Annotated in this window: 19 protein-coding genes; 7 read left to right on the plus strand and 12 right to left on the minus strand. The window is 67.1% G+C overall.

Annotation, left to right across the window (positions count from 1 at the left end; all coding sequences use genetic code 11):
- Positions 1-13: 13 nt before the first annotated feature.
- Together secG and ppc are read left to right on the plus strand one after the other, a co-directional pair.
- A complete protein-coding gene (secG, locus tag ACLP9N_RS30705; protein ID WP_442410907.1) occupies positions 14-247 on the plus strand; it encodes a preprotein translocase subunit SecG in 234 nt (77 codons plus the stop codon).
- Positions 248-300: 53 nt separating this feature from the next.
- Positions 301-3108 (plus strand): phosphoenolpyruvate carboxylase, encoded by a 2808-nt coding sequence (gene ppc, locus ACLP9N_RS30710; protein ID WP_442410908.1) that lies wholly within the window; start codon positions 301-303, stop codon positions 3106-3108.
- On the opposite strand, the gene ACLP9N_RS30715 is transcribed toward ppc, so the two are convergent.
- The 7 genes from ACLP9N_RS30715 to tkt all read right to left on the minus strand — a co-directional run bounded on the left by ACLP9N_RS30715 (position 3105) and on the right by tkt (position 11362).
- Positions 3105-4409 (minus strand): cytochrome P450, encoded by a 1305-nt coding sequence (locus tag ACLP9N_RS30715; protein WP_442410909.1) that lies wholly within the window; start codon positions 4407-4409, stop codon positions 3105-3107. The genes ppc and ACLP9N_RS30715 overlap by 4 nt on opposite strands.
- 3 nt (positions 4410-4412) lie before the next feature.
- The gene (locus ACLP9N_RS30720) at positions 4413-4811 is read right to left on the minus strand and encodes an ATPase (protein ID WP_442410910.1); all 399 of its coding nucleotides are present in this window, start codon (positions 4809-4811) and stop codon (positions 4413-4415) included.
- Positions 4812-4841: 30 nt separating this feature from the next.
- The gene (pgl, locus tag ACLP9N_RS30725) at positions 4842-5594 is read right to left on the minus strand and encodes a 6-phosphogluconolactonase (RefSeq protein ID WP_442410911.1); all 753 of its coding nucleotides are present in this window, start codon (positions 5592-5594) and stop codon (positions 4842-4844) included.
- Positions 5591-6502, minus strand: a complete 912-nt coding sequence (opcA, locus tag ACLP9N_RS30730; protein WP_442410912.1) for a glucose-6-phosphate dehydrogenase assembly protein OpcA — start codon at positions 6500-6502, stop codon at positions 5591-5593. Before opcA ends, pgl begins: the two co-directional genes overlap by 4 nt.
- Positions 6503-6575: 73 nt before the next feature.
- Positions 6576-8135, minus strand: coding sequence for a glucose-6-phosphate dehydrogenase (gene zwf / locus ACLP9N_RS30735; protein WP_442410913.1), 1560 nt, complete (start codon positions 8133-8135; stop codon positions 6576-6578).
- Positions 8132-9253, minus strand: coding sequence for a transaldolase (gene tal / locus ACLP9N_RS30740; protein ID WP_442410914.1), 1122 nt, complete (start codon positions 9251-9253; stop codon positions 8132-8134). Before tal ends, zwf begins: the two co-directional genes overlap by 4 nt.
- 15 nt (positions 9254-9268) lie before the next feature.
- Positions 9269-11362, minus strand: coding sequence for a transketolase (gene tkt / locus ACLP9N_RS30745; RefSeq protein WP_442410915.1), 2094 nt, complete (start codon positions 11360-11362; stop codon positions 9269-9271).
- A gap of 209 nt (positions 11363-11571) precedes the next feature.
- On the opposite strand from tkt, the gene ACLP9N_RS30750 reads away from it, so the two are divergent.
- Positions 11572-12486, plus strand: a complete 915-nt coding sequence (locus tag ACLP9N_RS30750) for a heme o synthase (RefSeq protein WP_442410916.1) — start codon at positions 11572-11574, stop codon at positions 12484-12486.
- 128 nt (positions 12487-12614) lie between these two features.
- Here ACLP9N_RS30750 and ACLP9N_RS30755 read toward each other — a convergent pair whose 3' ends face one another.
- On the minus strand, positions 12615-13589 hold the full coding sequence (locus tag ACLP9N_RS30755) for a quinone oxidoreductase family protein (RefSeq protein ID WP_442410917.1): 975 nt from the start codon (positions 13587-13589) through the stop codon (positions 12615-12617).
- Positions 13590-13608: 19 nt separating this feature from the next.
- On the opposite strand from ACLP9N_RS30755, the gene ACLP9N_RS30760 reads away from it, so the two are divergent.
- A complete protein-coding gene (locus ACLP9N_RS30760) occupies positions 13609-14448 on the plus strand; it encodes a hypothetical protein (protein WP_442410918.1) in 840 nt (279 codons plus the stop codon).
- Here the strand turns inward: ACLP9N_RS30760 and ACLP9N_RS30765 are convergent.
- From ACLP9N_RS30765 to mptB, 4 genes are all read right to left on the minus strand, one after another.
- Complete coding sequence (locus tag ACLP9N_RS30765) at positions 14395-15381, minus strand: COX15/CtaA family protein (RefSeq protein ID WP_442410919.1); 987 nt, start codon at positions 15379-15381, stop codon at positions 14395-14397. The genes ACLP9N_RS30760 and ACLP9N_RS30765 overlap by 54 nt on opposite strands.
- A 140-nt stretch (positions 15382-15521) precedes the next feature.
- The gene (locus ACLP9N_RS30770) at positions 15522-16307 is read right to left on the minus strand and encodes an ABC transporter permease (RefSeq protein ID WP_442410920.1); all 786 of its coding nucleotides are present in this window, start codon (positions 16305-16307) and stop codon (positions 15522-15524) included.
- Entirely contained in the window at positions 16304-17239 is a 936-nt protein-coding gene (locus ACLP9N_RS30775; protein ID WP_442410921.1) for an ABC transporter ATP-binding protein, read from the minus strand. The genes ACLP9N_RS30770 and ACLP9N_RS30775 overlap by 4 nt, the downstream gene beginning before the upstream one ends.
- A 49-nt stretch (positions 17240-17288) precedes the next feature.
- On the minus strand, positions 17289-18998 hold the full coding sequence (gene mptB, locus ACLP9N_RS30780) for a polyprenol phosphomannose-dependent alpha 1,6 mannosyltransferase MptB (RefSeq protein WP_442410922.1): 1710 nt from the start codon (positions 18996-18998) through the stop codon (positions 17289-17291).
- A gap of 101 nt (positions 18999-19099) precedes the next feature.
- Here mptB and ACLP9N_RS30785 point away from each other — a divergent pair, with 101 nt between their 5' ends.
- The 3 genes from ACLP9N_RS30785 to ACLP9N_RS30795 form a co-directional block, all read left to right on the plus strand.
- Positions 19100-19855, plus strand: coding sequence for a helix-turn-helix transcriptional regulator (locus ACLP9N_RS30785; RefSeq protein WP_442410926.1), 756 nt, complete (start codon positions 19100-19102; stop codon positions 19853-19855).
- Complete coding sequence (gene sufB / locus ACLP9N_RS30790; RefSeq protein ID WP_424069742.1) at positions 19852-21303, plus strand: Fe-S cluster assembly protein SufB; 1452 nt, start codon at positions 19852-19854, stop codon at positions 21301-21303. The genes ACLP9N_RS30785 and sufB overlap by 4 nt, the downstream gene beginning before the upstream one ends.
- The coding region (locus ACLP9N_RS30795; RefSeq protein WP_442410923.1) for a SufD family Fe-S cluster assembly protein at positions 21300-21951 on the plus strand (652 nt) is incomplete at its 3' end. The genes sufB and ACLP9N_RS30795, both read left to right, overlap by 4 nt.

Consider the following 21951-nt stretch of genomic DNA (forward strand, 5'->3'; position numbering starts at 1 on the left):
TAAACTGCACGTCATGCAATTGGGCCTGCAGATCACCCTGGTCGTCACCAGCATCCTGATGGTGCTGCTGGTTCTGTTGCACCGTGCCAAGGGCGGCGGCCTGTCGACGCTGTTCGGCGGCGGTGTGCAGTCGAGCCTGTCCGGGTCGACGGTGGTGGAAAAGAACCTGGACCGGTTGACGCTGTTCATCACCGGCATCTGGCTGGTATGCCTCATCGGCGTCGCCCTGCTCATCAAATACCGATGACGGCCTGACCTCTCGGCGGGCGGGCCACGCGATCCGCACCGATACTGGGACGCATGGTTGAGGTATCCGATCCCGCGCTCGAACCGATCGGCGCCGTCCAGCGGACCCGGGTCGGTCGCGAGGCGACCGAGCCGATGCGCGCGGACATCCGGCTGCTGGGCACCATCCTCGGCGACACCGTGCGCGAGCAGAACGGTGACGAGGTGTTCGACCTCGTCGAGCGCGCCCGAGTGGAATCCTTCCGGGTGCGACACTCACAAATTGACCGGGCTGAGATGTCGGCCATGTTCGACGGGATCGACATCCACCTGGCGATCCCGATCATCCGGGCGTTCAGCCATTTCGCGCTGCTGGCCAACGTTGCCGAGGACATTCACCGGGAGCGTCGCCGCGGTATTCACGTCGAGGCCGGCGAGCCGCCGCAGGACAGCAGCCTGGCCGCCACCTACGCCAAACTCGATCTGGCAGAACTGGATTCGGCTACCGTGGCCGACGCCCTGAAGGGCGCTTTGGTTTCTCCCGTAATCACCGCCCATCCCACCGAGACCCGGCGGCGTACCGTCTTCGTCACCCAGCACCGGATCACCCAGCTGATGCGAATACACGCGGAGGGCCACAGCGAAACCGACGATGGCCGCAGCATCGAATTAGAGTTGCGCCGCCAAGTGCTGACGCTGTGGCTGACCGCGCTGATCCGGTTGTCCCGGCTGAAGATCTCCGATGAGATCGCGGTGGGGCTGCGCTATTACGGGGCCGCGTTGTTCGAGGTGATTCCGCAGGTCAACGCCGAAGTTCGGGAGGCGTTACGTGCCCGCTGGCCAGACGCCGAACTGCTGGCCGAGCCCATCGTGCGGCCCGGCTCCTGGATCGGTGGCGACCGCGACGGAAATCCGAACGTTACCGCCGATGTGGTTCGGCTGGCCACCGGCAGCGCGGCGTTCACCGCGCTCGCCCGTTACCTCGCCGAACTCACCGAGCTCGAGCAGGAGCTGTCGGTGTCGGCGCGGCTGATCACCGTCACCGCTGAGGTGGCCGCGCTGGCCGAGACCTGCCCTGATGAGGTCCACCTCGATGAGCCGTACCGGCGGGCGTTGCGAGCCATCCGCGGCCGGCTCACCGCCACCGCGGCCCAGATCTTGGACGAGCGACCGCAGCATCAGCTTGACCTCGGGCTGCCGGCCTATGGCGCGCCGGCCGAACTGCGGGCCGATCTCGACGCCATCGACGTCTCGCTGCGCACGCACGGTGGCGCGCTGCTCGCCGACCACCGGCTGGCCCAGTTGCGAGAAGGCGTCGGGGTCTTCGGATTTCATTTGTGCGGGCTGGACATGCGGCAAAATTCCGACGTGCACGAAGAGGTGGTCAGCGAGTTGCTGGCGTGGGCCGGGGTGCACCAGGACTACACCTCGCTGCGCGAAGACGAGCGGGTCGAGCTGCTGGTGGGCGAACTGAGCACCCGTCGGCCGCTGGTCGGCGACCGTGCGCAACTGTCCGAGTTGGCCCGCGGCGAGCTGGGCGTCATCGCGGCGGCGGCCCACGCCGTCGAAATCTACGGTCCGGCAGCGGTACCCAACTACATCATTTCGATGTGCCAATCGGTTTCAGACGTCCTGGAGGCCGCGATCCTACTCAAAGAGGCCGGCCTGCTCGACGCATCCGGGCCGGAACGGTACTGCCCGGTCGGGATTTCACCGCTGTTCGAGACGATCGACGACCTGCACAACGGCGCGGCGATCCTCCAAGCGATGCTGGAACTTCCGCTCTACCGGGCAATGGTGGCCGCACGCGGGGACTCGCAGGAGGTGATGCTGGGCTACTCCGACTCCAACAAGGACGGCGGATATCTGGCCGCCAATTGGGCGGTATACCGCGCCGAGCTCGCGCTGGTGGAAGCCGCCCGCAAAACCGGAATTCGGTTGCGGCTCTTCCATGGTCGCGGCGGCACCGTGGGCCGCGGCGGCGGCCCCAGCTACCAAGCCATCCTGGCCCAACCACCGGGAGCGGTCAACGGCTCCTTGCGCCTCACCGAACAGGGTGAGGTGATCGCCGCCAAATACGCCGAACCGCAACTCGCGCGGCGCAATCTGGAGAGCTTGGTGGCCGCCACCTTGGAGTCGACGCTGCTGGATGTGGAAGGTCTTGGCGACGCCGCGGAGCCCGCCTACGCCGTGCTCGACGAGGTGGCGACTCTAGCGCGACGCGCTTATGCCGAATTAGTGCACGACACACCGGGTTTCGTCGAGTACTTCAAGGCGTCCACGCCCGTCAGCGAGATCGGGTCGCTGAACATCGGCAGCAGGCCGAGCTCACGCAAGCCCACCGAGTCGATCGCGGACCTGCGCGCGATCCCGTGGGTGCTGGCGTGGAGCCAGTCGCGGATCATGCTTCCCGGTTGGTACGGCACCGGATCGGCGTTCGAGCAGTGGATTGCGGCGGGTCCCGAAAGCGAAAGCGAGCGTGTGGAAATCCTGCACGACCTCTACCACCGGTGGCCGTTCTTCCGCAGCGTGCTGTCGAACATGGCGCAGGTGCTGGCCAAGAGTGACCTTGGCCTGGCCGCCCGCTATGCCGAGCTGGTGCCGGACGAATCCCTGCGCCGCAGGGTGTTTGACAAAATCGTCGACGAACACCAGCGCACCATCGCCATGCACAAACTCATTACCGGCCACGACGACCTGCTGGCCGACAACCCGGCGCTGGCGCGCTCGGTGTTCAACCGCTTTCCGTACCTGGAGCCGCTGAACCACCTTCAGGTGGAGTTGCTCCGCCGCTACCGCTCGGGCGATGACGACGAATTGGTGCAGCGCGGCATCCTGCTGACGATGAACGGGTTGGCCAGCGCGCTGCGAAATAGCGGCTAGGCCTGAACGTAGTCGACCGGGCATGGTCCTGCCGCCCGCGCCACGCCACCGATCTGGGCCGGGACCGGCAGCGGATGCGACGTCCAGCGCGGTGTCATCCGGTACTCGCCGAGCAGGTGCGTGGTGGCCGCCGTCATGGCCGCCAGCGAAAACGGTTGGGCCGGGCACGAATGTCTTCCGTGTCCGAAGACCGTCACCAGCATCGGCGAAGGCAGAGCGTCAGTCAAGCGGTGGCGTGTCCATCGATCGGGATTCCACTGTTCCAGGCCCGGGCCGGCGGATGTGTTGAGCAGCGGCAGCAGGGTGGCGATATTCCATCCGGGCGGCACCTCGTAGGTAACCTCGCCGGTGTCGAAGTGCACTGCAGACAGCACGGTGCGGGTCATGATCGAGCGTTGCGCCAGACGCGTCGACTCCAGCGCACACCGCTGACCAAAGGCATGGTCGCCCAAGCGAACTCGATCCAGCGCCGTCGGGTGCTCGAGCAGGTCGACCAGCGCCCAGCCAAGCGCGGCCGCCAAATTCGACATGGATGCGACGTGGATCAGCGCGACATCGAGCGCGATCCCGCGTAGCCGGAAACTCGGCTCCGATGACTCGGAGGTCCAAGCGTCCACGATCCTCCCGAACAGGGTCTGGCCGTCACGGTCACCGGCTTCGTATCGGCGCACCGCGGCCGCGACGATTTCGGCAACCTCGTCCAGCGCGGCTCGCTCGGCACCCTTATTCGTTGCGGCCACCTCCGCCATCCGGTCGGGGTGCACGAACGCATCGGAGCCGTCCAGGGTGTCGAAGGCGCACACCAGACGCTCGAACGCCTCACCCTCGGCCGACCCGGGTCCTGCCCACGAGGCAAGGCCCATCCGGTGGCCGAGCCGCCGGGTGAGGTCGAAGACATCCGCCGAACCGGCCGGCCCCAGCTCGGCGCTGGTCTGCTCGAGCGCACGGTCCAGGTTAGCCAGATAGGTCGCCACGTCGTCGCGCCGAAACAGCGTGTTGGGCAGGGTGCGCCGCCCGGCGAAGATCTCGTCGGGAAGCTTGCGCCGCAGCATGAGGTAATCGGCGACCCCCTTGCTGGCGGTCTCCTCGGTGAGCGCGTAGAACGACTCGACGCCCGTGCGCGAGAACGTGAACAGATAGTGGTCGGCGCCGCTGTGCACGACGAACGTGTCCCCATGCCGTGCGCGTGCCGCGGCGATCGTGGCGACGGCGTCGCCGACGGGGACATCCCACGGCAGCCCGGTTCCCTCGGCGCAGGGCGGGGCAGGAACCGGGTGGGTAACCGGGTGGGTGCCGGTCACGATCTATTGCGCGGTTCGGTTCCGCAGCCTGTCGACTACTCCGCGCACCGCGTGCTCGGTGACCGAAAGCGGGGACATCACCGTCTCGCCCAGGCCCACGATGTAGTCGATCCGCTCCACGATGGCCTCCACCGGCTCGACCAGCACAATGAGCCGCTTCGCCAGCTCGTCCAGGCTGGACAGCGTGCCATCCAGGTGATCCAGTCCGCTCTCCAGGCGTTCGACCGTCGCATTCAGGGCCGATAGCGAGCTGTTCAGCTCGACCATGGTGTTGCCCAGCCCGTCCAGGACGTCTTCGACCTGTTCCACGGTCTTATCGGCGTTCAGCGCGGCTTGCGTGAGGGTCTTCATCCGGTTTCGCGCGGGCCCGCTGCGGACGGTTTTGTCTGCCATGACAGTCATTATGACCCGACGGAACCGGGGCAAACCCCGCTAGCCGGATTGTTCGAGAAGCCGGCCCGCGGCTTCTTTGTCGAGTAGCCAGAGCGTGGTCTGCAGCCCGACAGCCCCGGCGGCGGGGATCGAAACGGGGTCGGCGCCGCCGATGGCCGCCGCGGCCGCCTCGGCCTTCGCCGCCCCGGACACCATCAGCCAGACCTCGCGTGAACGCCGGACGGCTGGCAGTGTCAACGTGATTCGTAGCGGTGGCGGTTTCGGGGAGTCTTCGACGGCGACCACCATGCGGGTCGCCTCACGCACGGCAGGGGTGTCGGGGAACAGCGAGTTGATATGGCCCTCCGGGCCCATTCCCAGCAGGTGGACGTCGAAATTCGGCGTGGGTTGGCCGGGTTCGGCGTTGGCAGCCAAGACCTGCTCGTAGGCCAACGCCGCGGCGGCGAGATCACCACCGAATTCGCCATCGCTGGCGGGCATCGCGTGCACGTTGCTGGACGGGATGTCGATGTGATCGAGCAGCGCCGCCCGCGCCTGCTTGTAGTTGCGTTCGTCGTCGTCTTCGGGGACGTAGCGGTCGTCACCCCAGAACAGATGCACGCATGCCCAGTCGATTCGCTGTCCATGGGTGCCGAGGTACTCCATCAGTGCGTTGCCGTTGCCACCGCCGGTCAGCACGATCAGTGCTCGCCCTCTGGCCGCCACGGCGGTGTGGATGGTGTCGATCAATCGTTTGCCGGCTGACTCGACCAGCAGTTCGCTATTCGCGAATGTTTCAACGTCGACGCTCATGCGTACTGCACCTTGCTTATGCCTCCCAGCGCGGCGTGGTAGATCTCATCCGCATCCAATCGCCGCATATCTTCGGCCAGACACTCACGAGTTTCCCTGCGCGCCAACGGGACCAGGGCGTCTGGCTTCGCCGTCCGACTCAGGTTGGCCGTGGTTCCCTCCTGCGGCCGGCTCAGACTGATGGTCTCACTGTCGCGCTCCAGCTCGACCTTGAGCTCACCGACCACTCGCCGCACCGGCCCGTCGATCCGGCTGGCCAGCCAGCCTGCCATGACGTCGAGCGCCGGCTCGTTCGGCAAACCGGATACCAGCGCAGAGTTGATCGGCTCGTGTGGTCGCTGGTCGAGCGCCGACGTCAGCAGCGCGCGCCAGTAGGTGATGCGGGCCCAGGCCAGGTCCGTGTCGCCGGGGGTGTAGCCGGGCAGTCGGCTCTTGATTGCCGAGAGCGGGTCCTCGGCGTTGGTCGCATCGGTGATGCGCCGAATCGCCAACTTGCCCAACGGGTCTTGGGCGGGCACCGCCGGTGCGATATCGGGCCACCACACCAGGACCGGGATGTCGGGAAGCAGGAACGGTATGACGACGGCCTCGGCGTGACCGGCCAGCGGCCCGGACAGCCGCAGCACCACGACCTCGCCGGCGCCGGCGTCACGACCGACCCGGACCTGGGTGTCCAGCCGCGGCTCGGCGGCGTGCGCGTCACCGGCCGTCACTGCGAGGACCCGGCTCGGGTGTTCGTGGCTGGCGGCGTTGGCGGCCTCGATCGATTCCTCGAGCAAACTGTCGTTGTCTGACTTGATGATCAGCGTGCCCACCCGGCCCATGGTGACGACGCCGGCCTCTTCGCGTAGCTCGTCGAGTTTCTTGTTGACCGCGGTGGTGGTGGTGTCGAGCAGGTCTACGATCATTTGCGCCGCTCTCCCCAGTAAGCGGGACGTGCCCCCACCTCACCGCTGCGCGTTGCACCGTCGCTGTCGGGGATCATGGCCGGCGCCATTCCCGGCCGGTGCGCCGCAACATTTCGAAGGCCGATTCGGGGCCCCAGGTGCCTGATTCGTAGGGGTCGGGCTTTCCGTGGGCCGCCCAATAATCGAGGACGGGATCGAGTATTTCCCAGGCCAATTCGACCTCCTCGTTCACAGGGAACAGGGACGGTTCACCCAGCAGCACATCCAGGATCAGTCGTTCGTAGGCCTCGGGCGAATCTTCGGCGAACGCGGAGCCGTAAGAGAAGTCCATGTTGACGTCGCGGACCTCCATCGTGCTGCCCGGGACCTTGGACCCGAAGCGCAAGGTGATCCCTTCGTCGGGCTGCACCCGGATGACCAGTGCGTTGGCGCCCAGTTCGTCGGTCATGGTGGCGTCGAACGGTAGATGAGGCGCGCGTTTGAACACCAGGGCGATCTCGGTCACCCTGCGGCCCAACCGTTTTCCGGTGCGCAGGTAAAACGGCACACCGGCCCAGCGGCGGGTGTCGACTTCCAGCGTGATGGCGGCGAAGGTCTCGGTGGTGGAGTCCTTGGAGAAGCCCTCCTCGTCGAGCAGGCCGACCACCTTCTCCCCGCCCTGCCAGCCGGCCGCGTATTGGCCGCGGCCGGTGGTCTCGTCAAGCGGCTCCTCGAGCTGGGTCGCCGACAGCACCTTGATCTTCTCGGCCTGCAACGCCGACGGGTTGAAGCTGACCGGTTCTTCCATCGCGGTCAGCGCCAGCAGTTGCATCAGATGGTTCTGGATGACATCGCGGGCGGCGCCGATGCCGTCGTAGTAGCCGGCGCGCCCGCCGAGTCCGATGTCTTCGGCCATGGTGATCTGCACGTGATCGACGTAGTGCGCGTTCCAAATCGGATCCCATAATTGATTGGCGAACCGCAGCGCCAAGATGTTCTGAACCGTTTCCTTGCCCAGGTAGTGGTCGATCCGGAAGACTGACTCCTCCGGGAAAACGGAGTTGACCACCTGGTTGAGATCGCACGCGCTCTTGAGGTCGTGGCCGAATGGTTTCTCGATGACGACCCGGCTCCACCTGTCTTCTTGCGGGCGGGCCAGCCCGGACTTGTGCAGTTGTTCGCACACCACGGGGAATGACTTGGGTGGGATCGCCAGGTAGAACGCGTGGTTGCTACCGGTGCCGCGCTCGGCGTCGAGCTTCTCCAGCGTCTCGGCCAGCCGCGCGAACGCGGCTTCGTCGTCGAACTCGCCTCGCACGAACCGCAATCCGTCGGCGAGCCGTTCCCAAATCGCCTGGCGAAACGGGGTGCGGCAGTGTTCTTTGACGTCATCGAGTATCACCTGGGCGAAGGTGTCGTGATCCCAGTCGCGGCGCGCGAAACCCACCAGGGAGAAGGTCGGTGGCAGTAAGCCGCGATTAGCGAGGTCGTAGATGGCGGGCACCACCTTTTTGTGGGCCAGGTCGCCGGTGACGCCGAAAAGCACCATGGCACACGGGCCGGCGATCCTGGGTAGCCGCTTATCCTCTTTGTCCCGCAACGGGTTTCGCCATTGGTCGGCACCGGCCGACGGGCGGGCGCGACCCGGATTCATTTCTGGGCGGAGTCGAGCTGCTCCTGGGTTTCTTTGAGAAGTTCGCTCCAGGAAGCCTCGAATTTGTCCACGCCTTCGTTCTCCAGCACGATGAACACGTCGCGTAGGTCTATCCCGACAGCCGCCAGGTCGTCGAACACCTTCTGGGCCTCCGATGCGGTGCCGCTCACCACGTCGCCGCGGATCACACCGTGATCGGCGACGGCGTCGATTGTCGGCTCGGGCATGGTGTTCACGGTGTGTGGAGCGACGAGCTCGGTGACATAGAGGGTGTCGGAGTAGTCGGGGTTCTTGACGCCGGTCGACGCCCACAGCGGTCGCTGCACCCGGGCACCGGCGGCCTTGAGCGCTTGGTAGCGCTCCCCGTCGTCGAAGACCTCCTGGTAGGCGGCGTAGGCCAGCCGGGCGTTGGCGACGCCGGCCTGTCCCCGCAACGCGAGCGCTTCGTCCGAGTCGATCTTTTCCAGGCGCTTGTCGATCTCGGTGTCCACGCGCGAGACGAAAAACGATGCCACCGAATGGATTTTGGACAGGTCGTGTCCGGCCTCGCGGGCCTTCTCCAGCCCGGCCAGGTAGGCGTCCATCACCGCGCGGTGCCGCTCGACGGAGAAGATGAGCGTGACATTGACCGAAATCCCTTCGGCCAGAACGGCCGTGATGGCCGGCAGACCGGCCTGGGTCGCCGGGATCTTGATCAACAGGTTGGGCCGGTCGACGATCTTCCACAGCTCAATCGCCTGCTGGGTGGTCTTGTCGGTTTCGTGGGCCAATCGCGGGTCGACCTCGATCGACACGCGGCCATCGATACCGTCGGAAGCATCCCACTGCGGGGCCAGCACGTCGCAGGCCCTGCGCACGTCGTCCGTGGTGACCGTGCGGATGGTGGCGTCGACGTCGGCACCGCGTTCGGCCAGTTCGGCGATCTGCCCGTCGTAGGAGTCGCCCTCGGCGAGCGCCTTCTGGAAGATCGACGGGTTGGTGGTCACGCCGACGACGCTCTTGGTGTCGATCAACTCTTGCAGGTTGCCTGAGTCCAATCGTTGCCGCGACAAGTCGTCCAGCCACACGGATACTCCCGCAGCGCTCAACGCTGCTAGGTTAGGGTTCTGAGTGCCCATCTGGATAACCCTTTCTCAGTTGTCCACTACCTGTTCCGCGGCGTCAGCGACGGCTTCGGCGGTGAAGCCGTATTCACGGAACAATGTCTTGGCGTCGGCGGATTCGCCGTAGTGCTCGATCGACACGATCCGGCCGGTGTCGCCGACCAGCTTGTGCCAGGATTGCGCGACGCCGGCCTCGACGGCGACGCGGGCCGACACCGTCGGGGGCAGCACGCTGTCGCGGTACTCCTCAGGCTGGGATTCGAACCACTCCACACACGGCATCGACACCACCCGCGCGACAATGTCTTTGTCTGCCAACAACTTCTGCGCTTCAACCGCGAGCTGCACCTCGGAGCCGGTGCCCATCAAGATGACGTCGGGTTCCTCGTCCGGGTCGCTGTCGCCCAGGATGTAGCCACCGCGGCCGACGCCCTCGAAGTTGGTGCCCTCCAACACCGGCACGCCCTGGCGGGTCAGGATCAGGCCGACCGGACCGCTGCCGTTGCCGCGGGCCAGGATGGTGCGCCAGGCATAGGCGGTCTCGTTGGCGTCGGCCGGGCGCACCACGGACAGGTTCGGGATGGCGCGCAACGCGGACAGGTGCTCGATTGGCTGATGGGTCGGGCCGTCCTCGCCGAGCCCGATCGAGTCGTGCGTCCAGACGTAGATGGTGTCGATGTCCATCAGCGACGCCAGTCGCACCGCCGGGCGCATGTAATCGGAGAACTGCAGGAATGTGCCGCCGTAAGCGCGGGTGGGCCCGTGCAGGACGATGCCGGAAAGGATGGAGCCCATCGCGTGTTCGCGAACACCGAAATGCAGGGTGCGGCCATACCAGTGCGCGGTGTAGTCCTTGGTCGAAATCGACGGCGGGCCAAAGGAATCCACACCCTTCATGGTGGTGTTGTTGCTGCCCGCCAGGTCGGCCGAACCGCCCCACAACTCGGGAAGCTTCGGTCCCACCGCGGTGAGCACCTCACCCGACGCGGCGCGGGTGGCCAGCGCCTTGGAGCCGGGTTCCCAGTGCGGGATGTCGGCGTCCCAGCCGTCTGGCAACTGCTCCGCGGTCAGCCGGTCCAGCAGCGCCTTGCGTTCCGGTTCGCGCTGTGCCCACGCCTCGAACTGCGGTTGCCAGCGGTCGTGGGCCTCTTTCCCGCGGGCCACCAGGCCCCTGGTGTGGGTGAGGACGTCCTCGCGGACTTCGAACTTCTTGTCCGGATCGAATCCCAGGATTTTCTTGACGGCCGCGACCTCCTCGTCGCCCAGCGCCGCGCCGTGCGCCTTCCCCGTGTTCATCAGGTTGGGCGCCGGATAGCCGATGATCGTGCGCAGCGAGATGAACGACGGCCGGTCGGTGGCGGCTTTGGCGTTGGCGATGGCCTCCTCGATGCCGACGACATTCTCGCCACCCTCCACCTCCTGCACGTGCCAGCCGTAGGCGCGATACCGCGCGGCGGTGTCTTCGCACAGCGCGATGTTGGTGTCGTCCTCGATCGAGATCTGGTTGTGGTCGTAGAACACGATGAGGTTGCCCAGCTGCTGGACGGCCGCCAGCGACGACGCCTCCGAGGTCACGCCTTCTTCCATGTCGCCGTCGGAGGCGATCACGTAGATGTGGTGGTCGAACGGGCTTACTCCAGGTTCGGCGTCCGGGTCGAACAGGCCGCGCTCGTAGCGCGACGCCATCGCCATCCCGACCGCCGAGGCCAGACCCTGGCCGAGGGGACCGGTGGTGATCTCAACGCCCTTGGTGTGCCGGAACTCCGGGTGCCCGGGCGTCTTGGATCCCCAGGTCCGCAGCGACTCGATGTCGGACAGTTCGAGGCCGAAGCCGCCGAGGTAGAGCTGCAGGTAGAGGGTCAGGCTGCTGTGCCCGGCCGACAGCACGAACCGGTCGCGGCCCAGCCAGTGCGTGTCGCTGGGATCGTGGCGCATCGTGCGCTGAAACAGGGTGTAGGCCAAGGGGGCCAGGCTCATCGCGGTCCCGGGATGCCCATTGCCGACTTTCTGCACGGCGTCGGCGGCCAGCACCCGGATCGTGTCGACCGCAGCCGAATCGATCTCGGTCCAGTCGTCGGGGTGGCGCGGTTGGGTAAGCGCAGAGATCTCTTCGAGTGTGGTCACGAATCAGTCCTTCGGGCTCAGTCCTCAGGTCGTCCAACTGATCAATCTCACCCTAGTGCGGTAGTGCGGGCTTCTGCAGGGCTTGATTCTGGTTACCCACGCGTAGGCGCTTGAAAAATGGACCCTCGGGGCCCTCGACCGAGGGGATGCGGTCTACCATCGTGCGTAGTAGATGCTGGCGCGCTGCTGAAACCCGAGGGAGTTATTGCGTGAGCGTTCGCGGGCGTGTCGCGCCGAGCCGAGTACGCGGCACCATGCTGGCGTACCTGGCGTTGACCAAGCCGCGGGTCATCGAACTGCTCTTGGTCACCGCAATCCCTGCGATGCTGCTCGCGGACCGCGGCCACGTGAACCCGCTGCTGATCCTCAACACGCTGGTCGGCGGGATATTGGCCGCCGGCGGCGCCAACACCCTCAACTGTGTGGCCGACGCCGATATCGACAAGCTGATGAAGCGAACCGCGCGGCGCCCGCTGGCCCGCGCGGCGGTGCCCACTCGCAACGCGTTGGTGCTCGGGCTGGTGATGACGGGCGGCTCATTCTTCTGGCTGTGGTGGACGACCAATCTGCTCTCGGGACTGCTGGCGATCGGCACCGTCGCGTTCTACGTGTTCGTCTACACGCTCTTGCTTAAGCGCCGGACCTCCCAAAACGTGGTGTGGGGGGGTGCGGCCGGCTGTATGCCGGTGATGATCGGTTGGTCGGCGGTCACCGACACCATCGGCTGGCCGGCGCTGGCGATGTTCGCGATCATCTTCTTCTGGACACCGCCGCACACCTGGGCCCTGGCGATGCGGTACAAGGAGGACTACATAGCGGCCGGTGTGCCGATGCTGCCGGCCGTGGCGACCGAACGTCAGGTCACCAAGCAGATCCTCGTCTACACCTGGCTGACGGTGCTGGCGACGCTGGTGCTGGCGCTGGCGACGGGGTGGCTCTACACGGCGGTCGCGGCGCTGGCCGGGGCGTGGTTCCTGACGATGGCCCACCAGCTGTACGCAGGCGTGCGGGTCGGCGAGCCGGTCAAGCCGCTGCGACTGTTCTTGCAGTCGAATAATTATCTGGCGTTGGTGTTCTGCGCACTGGCGGTCGACTCGGCGATCGGGCTGCCGACGCTGTTCTGATCGGCGGTCGAGCCAAGACCACCGACACGCCAATAGTGGACCAGTGAGCGACAACTTCCCATGCGTGCGGGTCTTGTCGCTCGTAGGTGGACAAAAAGTCGTTCCCCAGAGGCCTGGGGCCGATGTGACTAGGGAAGCAGCACCAGCGAGCCACTGGTTTTGCGGCCCTGCAGATCCTGATGCGCCCGCGCCGCTTCGGACAGCGGATAGCGGCCGCCGACTTCGATGCTGATGGCTCCACCGGCGACCGCTTCGAACAATTCGTCGGCACGCCAGCTGAACTCCTGTGCGGTGCGCATGAAGTGGGCCAGCGCGGGTCGGGTGAGGAACACCGAGCCGGCGGCGTTGAGGCGCTGCGGATCCACTGGCGGAACCGGTCCGCTGGACGCGCCGAACAGCGCCAGGGTCCCGCGGATGGCCAGGCTGGCCAGGCTGGCGTCGAAGGTGGTGGCGCCCACGCCGTCGTACACCGCCGCCACTCCGGCACCCCCGGTCAGCGCACGAATCCGCTGACCGAACTGCGCGGCGTCGTCGGGGTAGGGGAGCACCTCGTCGGCGCCGGCCTGCCGGGACAGTCGCTCCTTTTCAGCCGTCGACACGGTGGTGATGACCCGCGCGCCGAGCAGGTGTGCCCACTGCGTCAGGATCAGCCCGACGCCGCCCGCACCGGCATGCACCAGCACGGCGTCGCCACTTTGCACGGGATACACCGACTTCACCAGATAGTGGGCGGTCAGGCCCTTGAGCAGTACCGAAGCCGCCACCTCGGAAGTGACGCCGTCAGGCACCGCTGCGGTTAAAAATGCTGGCGCAGTTACGAATTCGGCGTAGCCGCCGTTGGCCGCGGCGCTCACTACGCGTTCGCCCACGCTGAAACCGTCGACTCCTGCACCGACAGCGGCGACCGTGCCGCACGCTTCGGAGCCGAGGACGAATGGCAGCTGGCGCGGATATTTGCCCTCGCGGAAATAGGTGTCGATGAAGTTGACGCCGATGGCTTCGGTCTCGATCAGCAGCTCGCCCTGGCCGGGCGTGGGTTGCGCCGTCTCGACGTAGCGCAGGACTTCGGGACCGCCGGTTTCGATGATTTCGATTGCGTGCATGTGGCTATCATGCCCGGGCATGAAGCTTGCCCGGCCGGACGTCTTCCATCCCCGCATCGTGCTGGCGGGGTGCCCGCGGCACGTCAGTGGTGACGGCGACGATGCCGGTTTGGTCGCCGCCCTGCGACACCGCGGTCTGCACGCGCGTTGGTTGTCGTGGGACGACCCCGACGTCGGCGGCGCGCACCTGGTGATACTGCGGGCCACCCACGATTACGCCGATCGGCTCGACGAGTTCCTGGCCTGGACCACCGGTGTGGCCAACCTATTGAATCCGCCCGCCGTCGTCGCCTGGAACGCCGACCGACGCTACATGGCCGACCTGGCGGATGGGGGGGTACCGACGGTGCCCGGCGAGGTCGTCGCGCCGGGCGAGCGAGTGCGGCTGCCGCGCCGCGGTGACATGTTCGTGGGCCCGACGGTCGGCACCGGCACCCGGCGGTTCAGCGACCGGTCGGCGGCCGCGGCCTACATCGCCTATATCGCCGGAGCCAAGCAGAGCGTGTTCGTGCAGCCCGCGGATTCGGCCGCCGAGACGGTGCTGATCTTCGTCGGCGGCAAGCCGTCGCATGCGTTCGCGGGGACCGGGCTGCGTCCGGCCGACCCCGATTTCGAGCTCTGGGATGTGGGCGTCGCCGCGCTAGCCGCCGCGACTGCGGACCCGAGTGAGTTGCTCTACGCGCGGGCGCATCTGAGCGGTGCCCGCTTGGTGGAACTGCAGTTGGTGGACCCGTCGCTGGGCTGGCGACGGTTGGACGCCAACACCCGCAACCTGGCCCAGCGTGAATTCGCGCTGGCCGTCGAGTCAGCTTTGGAGCGGCTCGGGCTGGGTCCGTTCTCGCAGCCGGACTCGCATTGAGGCCCATAGGGCGGCGGTGGCCGCCGTGCACGCCGCAGCGCCGGCGACGTGGACGGCTACCAGCGCGGCGGGCACCCCGGTGAAGTATTGCGTGGTCCCGACGACGGCTTGCGCGCAAACCAGGGCCAGCAGCACACCGAGGCGAACCATGATCGCCCGGACGGCACCGACCGCCAGCAGCCCGCAGCCCAGCCCGATCAGCAGGGACCCATAGCCGATCAGCAGCGACGAATGCATGTGCACCAGGGTGGTGATCTCCACCTTCAGCCGCGGCACCGTCCGGCTGGGGCTGTGGTCGCCCGCGTGCGGACCCGCCGCGGTGACCAGCGTGCCCGTCACCAGCACCGCGGCCAGGTTCACCGCGCTCAGCGCCGTCAGCGCGCGCAGCGGCTTGGCCACAAGCGGCCGCACCGTCCCATCGTCGGGCTTGCCGACCTTGACGTACAGCAGCACCGACAGCCACACCATCGTCATCGATGCCAGCAGGTGGATGGCCACCGTCCACCACAGCAGCCCGGTGCGCACCGTAATGCCGCCGATCACCGCCTGCACGACCGTCGATAGCGGCATCAGCCAGGCATAGACCAGGACTTCGGCGCGCCGGCGTGCCCGGGTCACGGTTAGCACGGCCAGCGCCGCGGCGATCACGACCGCGATGCTGATCATCCGGTTGCCGAACTCGACCGCCTGGTGGACTCGCGGTACCTCGGCAACCGCTACCGGGGTGAAGCTGCCCGGAAAGCACTGCGGCCAGGTCGGACAACCCAGCCCCGACGCGGTGACGCGGACGATCGCGCCGGTGACGGCGATCCCGCCCTGGGTGAGGATGACGGTTGCGGCGACGACCCGCTGGACACGCAGGCTGGGCTGGGGGAGTAGGTCCACCAACCGCAGCAGCAATCGTCCGACGGGCACCGCCCGATCGTAAGGCAACGAAAACTACACCCCGTAGTAACCCGAGTACCCCGGCTCGCGGCGCCGAGACTGCAACTACGCACACCCGTGTCGGCGTGTCGTGTGCGTGGTTGCAGTGTCGGGAGCGGCAGGGCGGCGGCTCGGCCCCCTCTAAGGGCTCAGGTGAAGCGAAACCAGCGCATCGCGGCCAGCGCCGCCAAAGCGCCCCACGCCGCCAGCACCGCCACTCCGAACCAGTCCACCGACAGGCTCATCGCCTGCGACAGCGCCTCTGTCAGGGCGCCGGACGGCGTGACGCGGGCCGCCCACTTCACCGCCTTCGGGATCATGTTCGTCTCAACGGTCAGCGCGCCGAATCCGGCGAACACGAACCACATCAAGTTGGCGATCGCGAGCACGATCTCGGCCCGCAGGGTGCCGCCGAGCAGTAGGCCCAGGGCCGCGAAGCCCGCGGTGCCCAGCGCGATGATCGCCGCGCCCAGCGCCAGGGCCGCCAACGCCGGCCGCCAGCCGAGCGCAAACCCGATGGCGCCCAGGATGATTGCCTGCAAAAACACCACGGCGACCACCGCCAGTGACTTGCCGGCGATGATGCCCCAGACCGGCAACGGGGTGGCTCCGAGCCGTTTGAGCGCGCCGTAGCGGCGGTCGAACGCGACCGCGATGGCTTGCCCGGTGAACGCCGTGGAGATCACCGCCAGCGCCATGATGACCGGAACGAATGTGGCGGCGCGGTTGTGGCCGAACGACCCGAACGGCAACAGTGTGAGCCCGACCAGCAGCGTGATCGGGATGAACATGGTCAGCAGCAGTTGCTCGCCATTACGCAGCAGCAGCTTCAATTCCAGGCCGAACTGCGCGGCCAGCATCCGGCGCACGGCACTGGGGCGGGGGTCCGGGGTGAAGGTGCCTACCGGAAAGACGTCACTTTTCTCTTCCGTCATTGCCGCAACTTCCTGCCGGTCAGATCCAGGAACACGTCCTCGAGGCTGCGTTGCTCGACTCGCAGGTCGGTGGCCAGCACGTCGATTTGCGCGCACCATGCCGTGACGGTCGCCAGCACCTGCGGGTCGACAGACCCTTCGACCAGGTACTCGCCCGGAGTCAACTCGGTGGCCTTGTAGTCCTCCGGCAGCGCGGCGGCCAACAGAGACAGGTCCAGCCGCGGCGGCGCGGTGAACCGCAACTGGTCTTTGGCGCCGGTGCGCATCAGCTCCGACGGCGTGCCCGCGGCCACCGTCACGCCGTGGTCGATGATGACCAGCCGGTCGGCGAGCTCCTCGGCCTCCTTGAGTTGGTGGGTGGTCAGCACCACCGTCACCCCGTCGCGGCGCAGCGCGTCGATCAATTCCCACACCAGCAGCCGGGCATGGGCATCCATGCCCGCGGTGGGCTCATCGAGGAACACCAATTCGGGACGCCCGACCAGCGCGCAGGCCAGCGCAAGGCGTTGCTGCTGCCCGCCGGAGAGCCGTCGATAGGTGGTGCGGGCGGCGTCGGTGAGGCCCAGGGTGTCCAGCAGCCATTGCGGGTCCAGCGGATCGGCAGCATAGGAGGCCACCAGGTTCAGCATTTCGCCGGCGCGCGCCGCCGGGTAGCCGCCCCCGCCTTGCAACATCACCCCGATGCGTGCGCGCAGCCGCGCGTTGTCGGTGATCGGGTCGAGCCCCAGCACCTCGATCGTTCCGGCGTCCGGGCGCACAAACCCCTCGCACATCTCGACCGTCGTGGTCTTGCCGGCGCCGTTGGGGCCCAGCAGAGCTAACACCTCGGCGGCATGTACCTCGAGATCGAAATTCGAGACGGCCGTGATGGACCCGTATTGCTTGCACACCCCGCGCAGCCGTACTGGGGGGACCTTGGGGGCCGAGGTCACGAGCGCCGCTCCTCCTCATCGCTTCGCTCTTCATCGTCGACGGCGCGGCTCACGTGGAATCAGCGTAGGCGTCGGGCGCCGCCTCGGGATAAGAGGTGGCCCGTGGGGTCACCGGGGACACTGGGGTCTCGGGGGCCGGCACCGCGGCAGTGACGGGGGTTTCGGTAGGCATCCGCCGCCACGGCAGGTGGTTGTAGGTCACCGCAATGAGCATCACCACGATGACGGTGCTGGCCACGGTGGCATCCACGATCTGGAACAGCGCGAAGCGGTCGCCGTTGGCTGTCGGGCCGAAGATGCCGACGACGAGGGTGACGACGATCGCCGCCATCCGGAAGCCGGGGCGGGTCGCCCACGCGGCCAGCGGAATGATGGCCCACAACAGATACCAGGGCTGCACGACGGGAAACAGCAGCACCGTGACGCCCAGCGCGACGCCGAGGCCGCCGATCGGGTGCAGGCGGCCGCGGAACACGGCCAGTAGCAGCCAGGCGACCATCACCATGATGATCAGCACGCCGATGCCACGGGTCAGCGACAACACGGCGGTGGTGTGATCGCCCAGGCCGAGCACGATCCCCACTTGCCCGGTGCCCAGAGCCAGCAGCGTCGGTGGCGACATCCAGCTGCGCACCACGTTCGCGGTGCCCAGGGTGTTGATCCAGCCGAACCCGAGCCCGCTGGCCCAGCCGACGACGGCGATCACCGCCAGCGACAACGCCGTCATGCCGGTGCCGGCCAGCAGCAGCGCTTGCAGGGTGCCCCCGCAGCGGTAGGCCAGCGCCGCCGCGACGAAACCCAGTGCCAGCAGTGACGGCAGTTTTACCTGCGACGACAGGATGATGAGGATCGAACCGGCCAGCAGCATGCCCAACGGTTCCCAGTCCGGGCCGATCCGGCGCCACGACGTCGGCCACAGCCGTGGCGAGTCGATACCGCGCAGCGCGAACTCGGCGCCGGCCAGCATCAGCCCGAGCATCAGCGCCTCGTTATGGATGCCGGCGACCAGATGCATGATCAGCAGCGGATTGGCCGCACCCAGCCACAGCGCGCTCACCTCGGCGACACCGCAGCGTCGGGCCAGCCGCGGGGTCGCCCACACGATCAGGCCGACCCCGATCAGCACCACCAGCCGGTGACAGAGTACGGCGGCGACGATGTTTTGCCCGGTCAGCGCCGAGATCCCGCGCCCGATCCACAAGAACAACGGGCCGTAGGGCGCCGGGGTCTCGCGCCACAGGCTGGGAACCGAAAGGGTGAACACGTGGCCCAGCCCCAGTCCGGAGGCCGGACCCACCTTGTAGGGGTCGAGCCCCTGTAGCGAGATCTGGCTTTGGGCCAGGTAGGAGTAGACGTCCTTGCTGTACATCGGCGGTGCGATCAGCAGCGGCAGGACCCATAGCAGCAGGGTGCGGTCCAGGTCGCCGCGCGACATCCGACGCCTGCCCAGCGCGAATCGGCCCAGCATCAACCACGCCAGCGCCATCATGACCGCCCCGGTCGTGGTCATCGTCAACGACACCGTCTGGATCCGCGACGGCAGATTGAGCAGCCGGACCCCGAACGTGGGGTCCTGGACGACGGGCCTGGCCCCTGCCCCCAGGGCGCCGATCCCCATCAGGACGGTGCCGGTGGCGCCGAACAGTCGGGTGCGCTGAAGCGCGCTGAGCTCGGCAGCGTTCAGCGGCGAGCCCACCGCCTGCTCATCGCCGTGCAAGCTGGCGATCGACGAGCTCAGCGTATGGTGGCGCGCTGCCATCAGTGCAGCGTAGCGGCATGTCAGTAATCGCCGCTGAAACGCTCTTGGTGTGACCAGCGCAACCCGAACAGAGGGCACCCTTAGTGGACCGAGCGCCGGAATTGCGTCACACTGGTGTTGTGGAAATCACTGCGGCTCCAGCGGCTGTTCTCGGCGCCGGTGTTCCCGACGGTCACACCCGTCGGGCCATCGTGTGCCTGCTGCTGGAGTCCGGATCGATCACCGCCGGTGAGATCGGTGACCGGCTGAGTCTGACGCCCGCTGGCGTGCGTCGTCACCTCGATGCGCTGATCGAGGCGGGCGACGCTGAGTCCCTGGCCGCTGCGTCCTGGCAGCAGGCCGGGCGCGGGCGCCCCGCGAAGCGGTTCCGGCTGACCGCGGCCGGCCGGGCCAAGCTCGGCCACGCCTACGACGACTTGGCGGCCGCGGCCATGCGGCAACTGCGGGAAATCGGTGGTGAGGAAGCGGTTCAGACGTTCGCCCGGCAGCGCATCGACGCGATCCTGGCCGATGTTGTGCCGGCCGGCAGCGCCGAGGACGCCGACGTCGAAGCGGCCGCCGAGCGGGTCGCCAGCGCGCTGACCAAGGCCGGTTACGTCGCCACCACCACGCGGGTCGGCGGGCCGATCCACGGCGTGCAGATCTGCCAGCATCACTGCCCGGTGTCTCATGTCGCCGAGGAGTTTCCAGAGTTATGCGAAGCCGAGCAGCAGGCCATGGGCGAGGTGCTCGGGACCCACGTGCAGCGGTTGGCGACCATCGTCAACGGCGACTGCGCCTGCACCACCCACGTACCCCTCACACCGGCGCCCAGCCCGCGCCCACACACCACGAGCATCAAAGGAGCGTTCCTATGACACTCACGCCAGAAGCTACAAAGTCGCCAGCCGTCGAGCCGTTGACCCAGCAAGAAGCGATCGACTCGCTGGGCAAGTACGGCTACGGCTGGGCGGACTCCGATGTCGCGGGCGCCAGCGCGCAGCGCGGGCTCTCCGAGGTGGTTGTCCGCGGCATATCAGCGAAGAAGAACGAGCCCGAGTGGATGCTGAAAACCCGGCTGAAGGCACTGCGCATCTTCGACCGCAAGCCCATGCCAAGCTGGGGCGCCAGCCTCGACGGCATCGACTTCGACAACATCAAATACTTCGTGCGCTCCACCGAGAAGCAGGCCGCGAGCTGGGACGAGCTGCCGGAGGACATCCGCAACACCTACGACCGGCTGGGCATCCCGGAGGCGGAGAAGCAGCGCCTCGTTTCCGGCGTCGCGGCTCAGTACGAGAGTGAAGTTGTCTACCACCAGATCCGGGAGGACTTGGAAGCTCAGGGCGTCATCTTCCTGGATACCGACACGGCGCTGCGTGAGCACCCCGACATCTTCAAGCAGTACTTTGGCACCGTGATCCCGGCGGGGGACAACAAGTTCTCCGCGCTGAACACCGCGGTGTGGAGCGGTGGATCGTTCATCTATGTACCACCGGGTGTGCGCGTCGACATCCCGCTGCAGGCCTACTTCCGGATCAACACCGAGAACATGGGCCAGTTCGAGCGGACGCTGATCATCGCCGACGAGGGCTCTTATGTGCACTACGTCGAGGGCTGTACGGCGCCGATTTACAAGTCCGATTCGCTGCACTCGGCGGTGGTCGAGATCATCGTGAAACCGCATGCGCGCGTGCGCTATACCACCATCCAGAACTGGTCGAACAACGTCTACAACCTGGTCACCAAGCGGGCCCGCGCCGAAGCCGGCGCGACCATGGAGTGGGTCGACGGCAACATCGGCTCGAAGGTCACCATGAAGTACCCCGCGGTCTGGATGACCGGCGAGCACGCCAAGGGTGAGGTGCTGTCGGTGGCGTTCGCGGGCGAAGACCAGCACCAGGACACCGGTGCCAAGATGCTGCACCTGGCGCCGAACACGTCGAGCAACATCGTGTCCAAGTCGGTGGCCCGCGGCGGCGGTCGCACCTCCTACCGCGGCCTGGTGCAGGTGAACAAGGGAGCGCACGGCTCCAAGTCGAGCGTGAAATGCGATGCGCTGCTGGTCGATACGATCAGCCGCAGCGACACCTACCCATACGTCGACATCCGCGAGGACGACGTCACGATGGGCCATGAGGCCACCGTGTCCAAGGTCAGCGAGAACCAGCTGTTCTACCTGATGAGCCGCGGGCTGACCGAGGACGAAGCGATGGCGATGGTGGTGCGCGGCTTCATCGAGCCGATCGCCAAAGAGCTGCCCATGGAGTACGCCCTGGAGCTCAACCGGCTGATCGAGCTGCAGATGGAGGGCGCGGTCGGATGACGGCTCAGGACCTGACCGAGACCGCCGAAGGGTCCCGGCTTACCGCACTGAACAAGGCAGAGCGGTTCGCCTCGTTCGACGTCGACGCGTTCGAGGTTCCCGGCGGCCGCGACGAGATCTGGCGGTTCACCCCGCTGCGGCGGTTGCGCGGCCTGCACGACGGCTCCGCACCGGCCACCGGAAGCGCCCAGATCACCGTCAGCAACCGGCCGGGCGTGCAGGTGGAGACCGCGCGCCGCGGCGACCCGCGGCTGGGACAGGGCGGTATTCCCGCCGATCGTGTTGCAGCCCAAGCATTTTCGTCGTTCAACTCGGCGACGCTGGTCACCGTCGGGCGAAACACGCAGACCGCTGAGCCGGTGAACATCACCGTCACCGGGCCCGGCGAAGGCGCGGTCGCCTACGGGCACCTGCAGATCCGGGTGGACGAGCTCGCCGAGGCGGTCGTGGTCATCGACCACCAGGGCAGCGGAACCTACGCCGACAACGTCGAATTCATCGTCGGCGACGCCGCGCGGCTCACCGTGGTGTGGATCGCCGACTGGGCCGACGACGCCGTCCACGTCAGCATGCATCATGCCGCGCTCGGCAAGGACGCGGTACTGCGGCATGCCGTAGTCACGTTGGGCGGCGAGGTGGTGCGGATGT

The organism is Mycobacterium sp., assembly GCF_052144515.1.
Taxonomy (GTDB): domain Bacteria; phylum Actinomycetota; class Actinomycetes; order Mycobacteriales; family Mycobacteriaceae; genus Mycobacterium.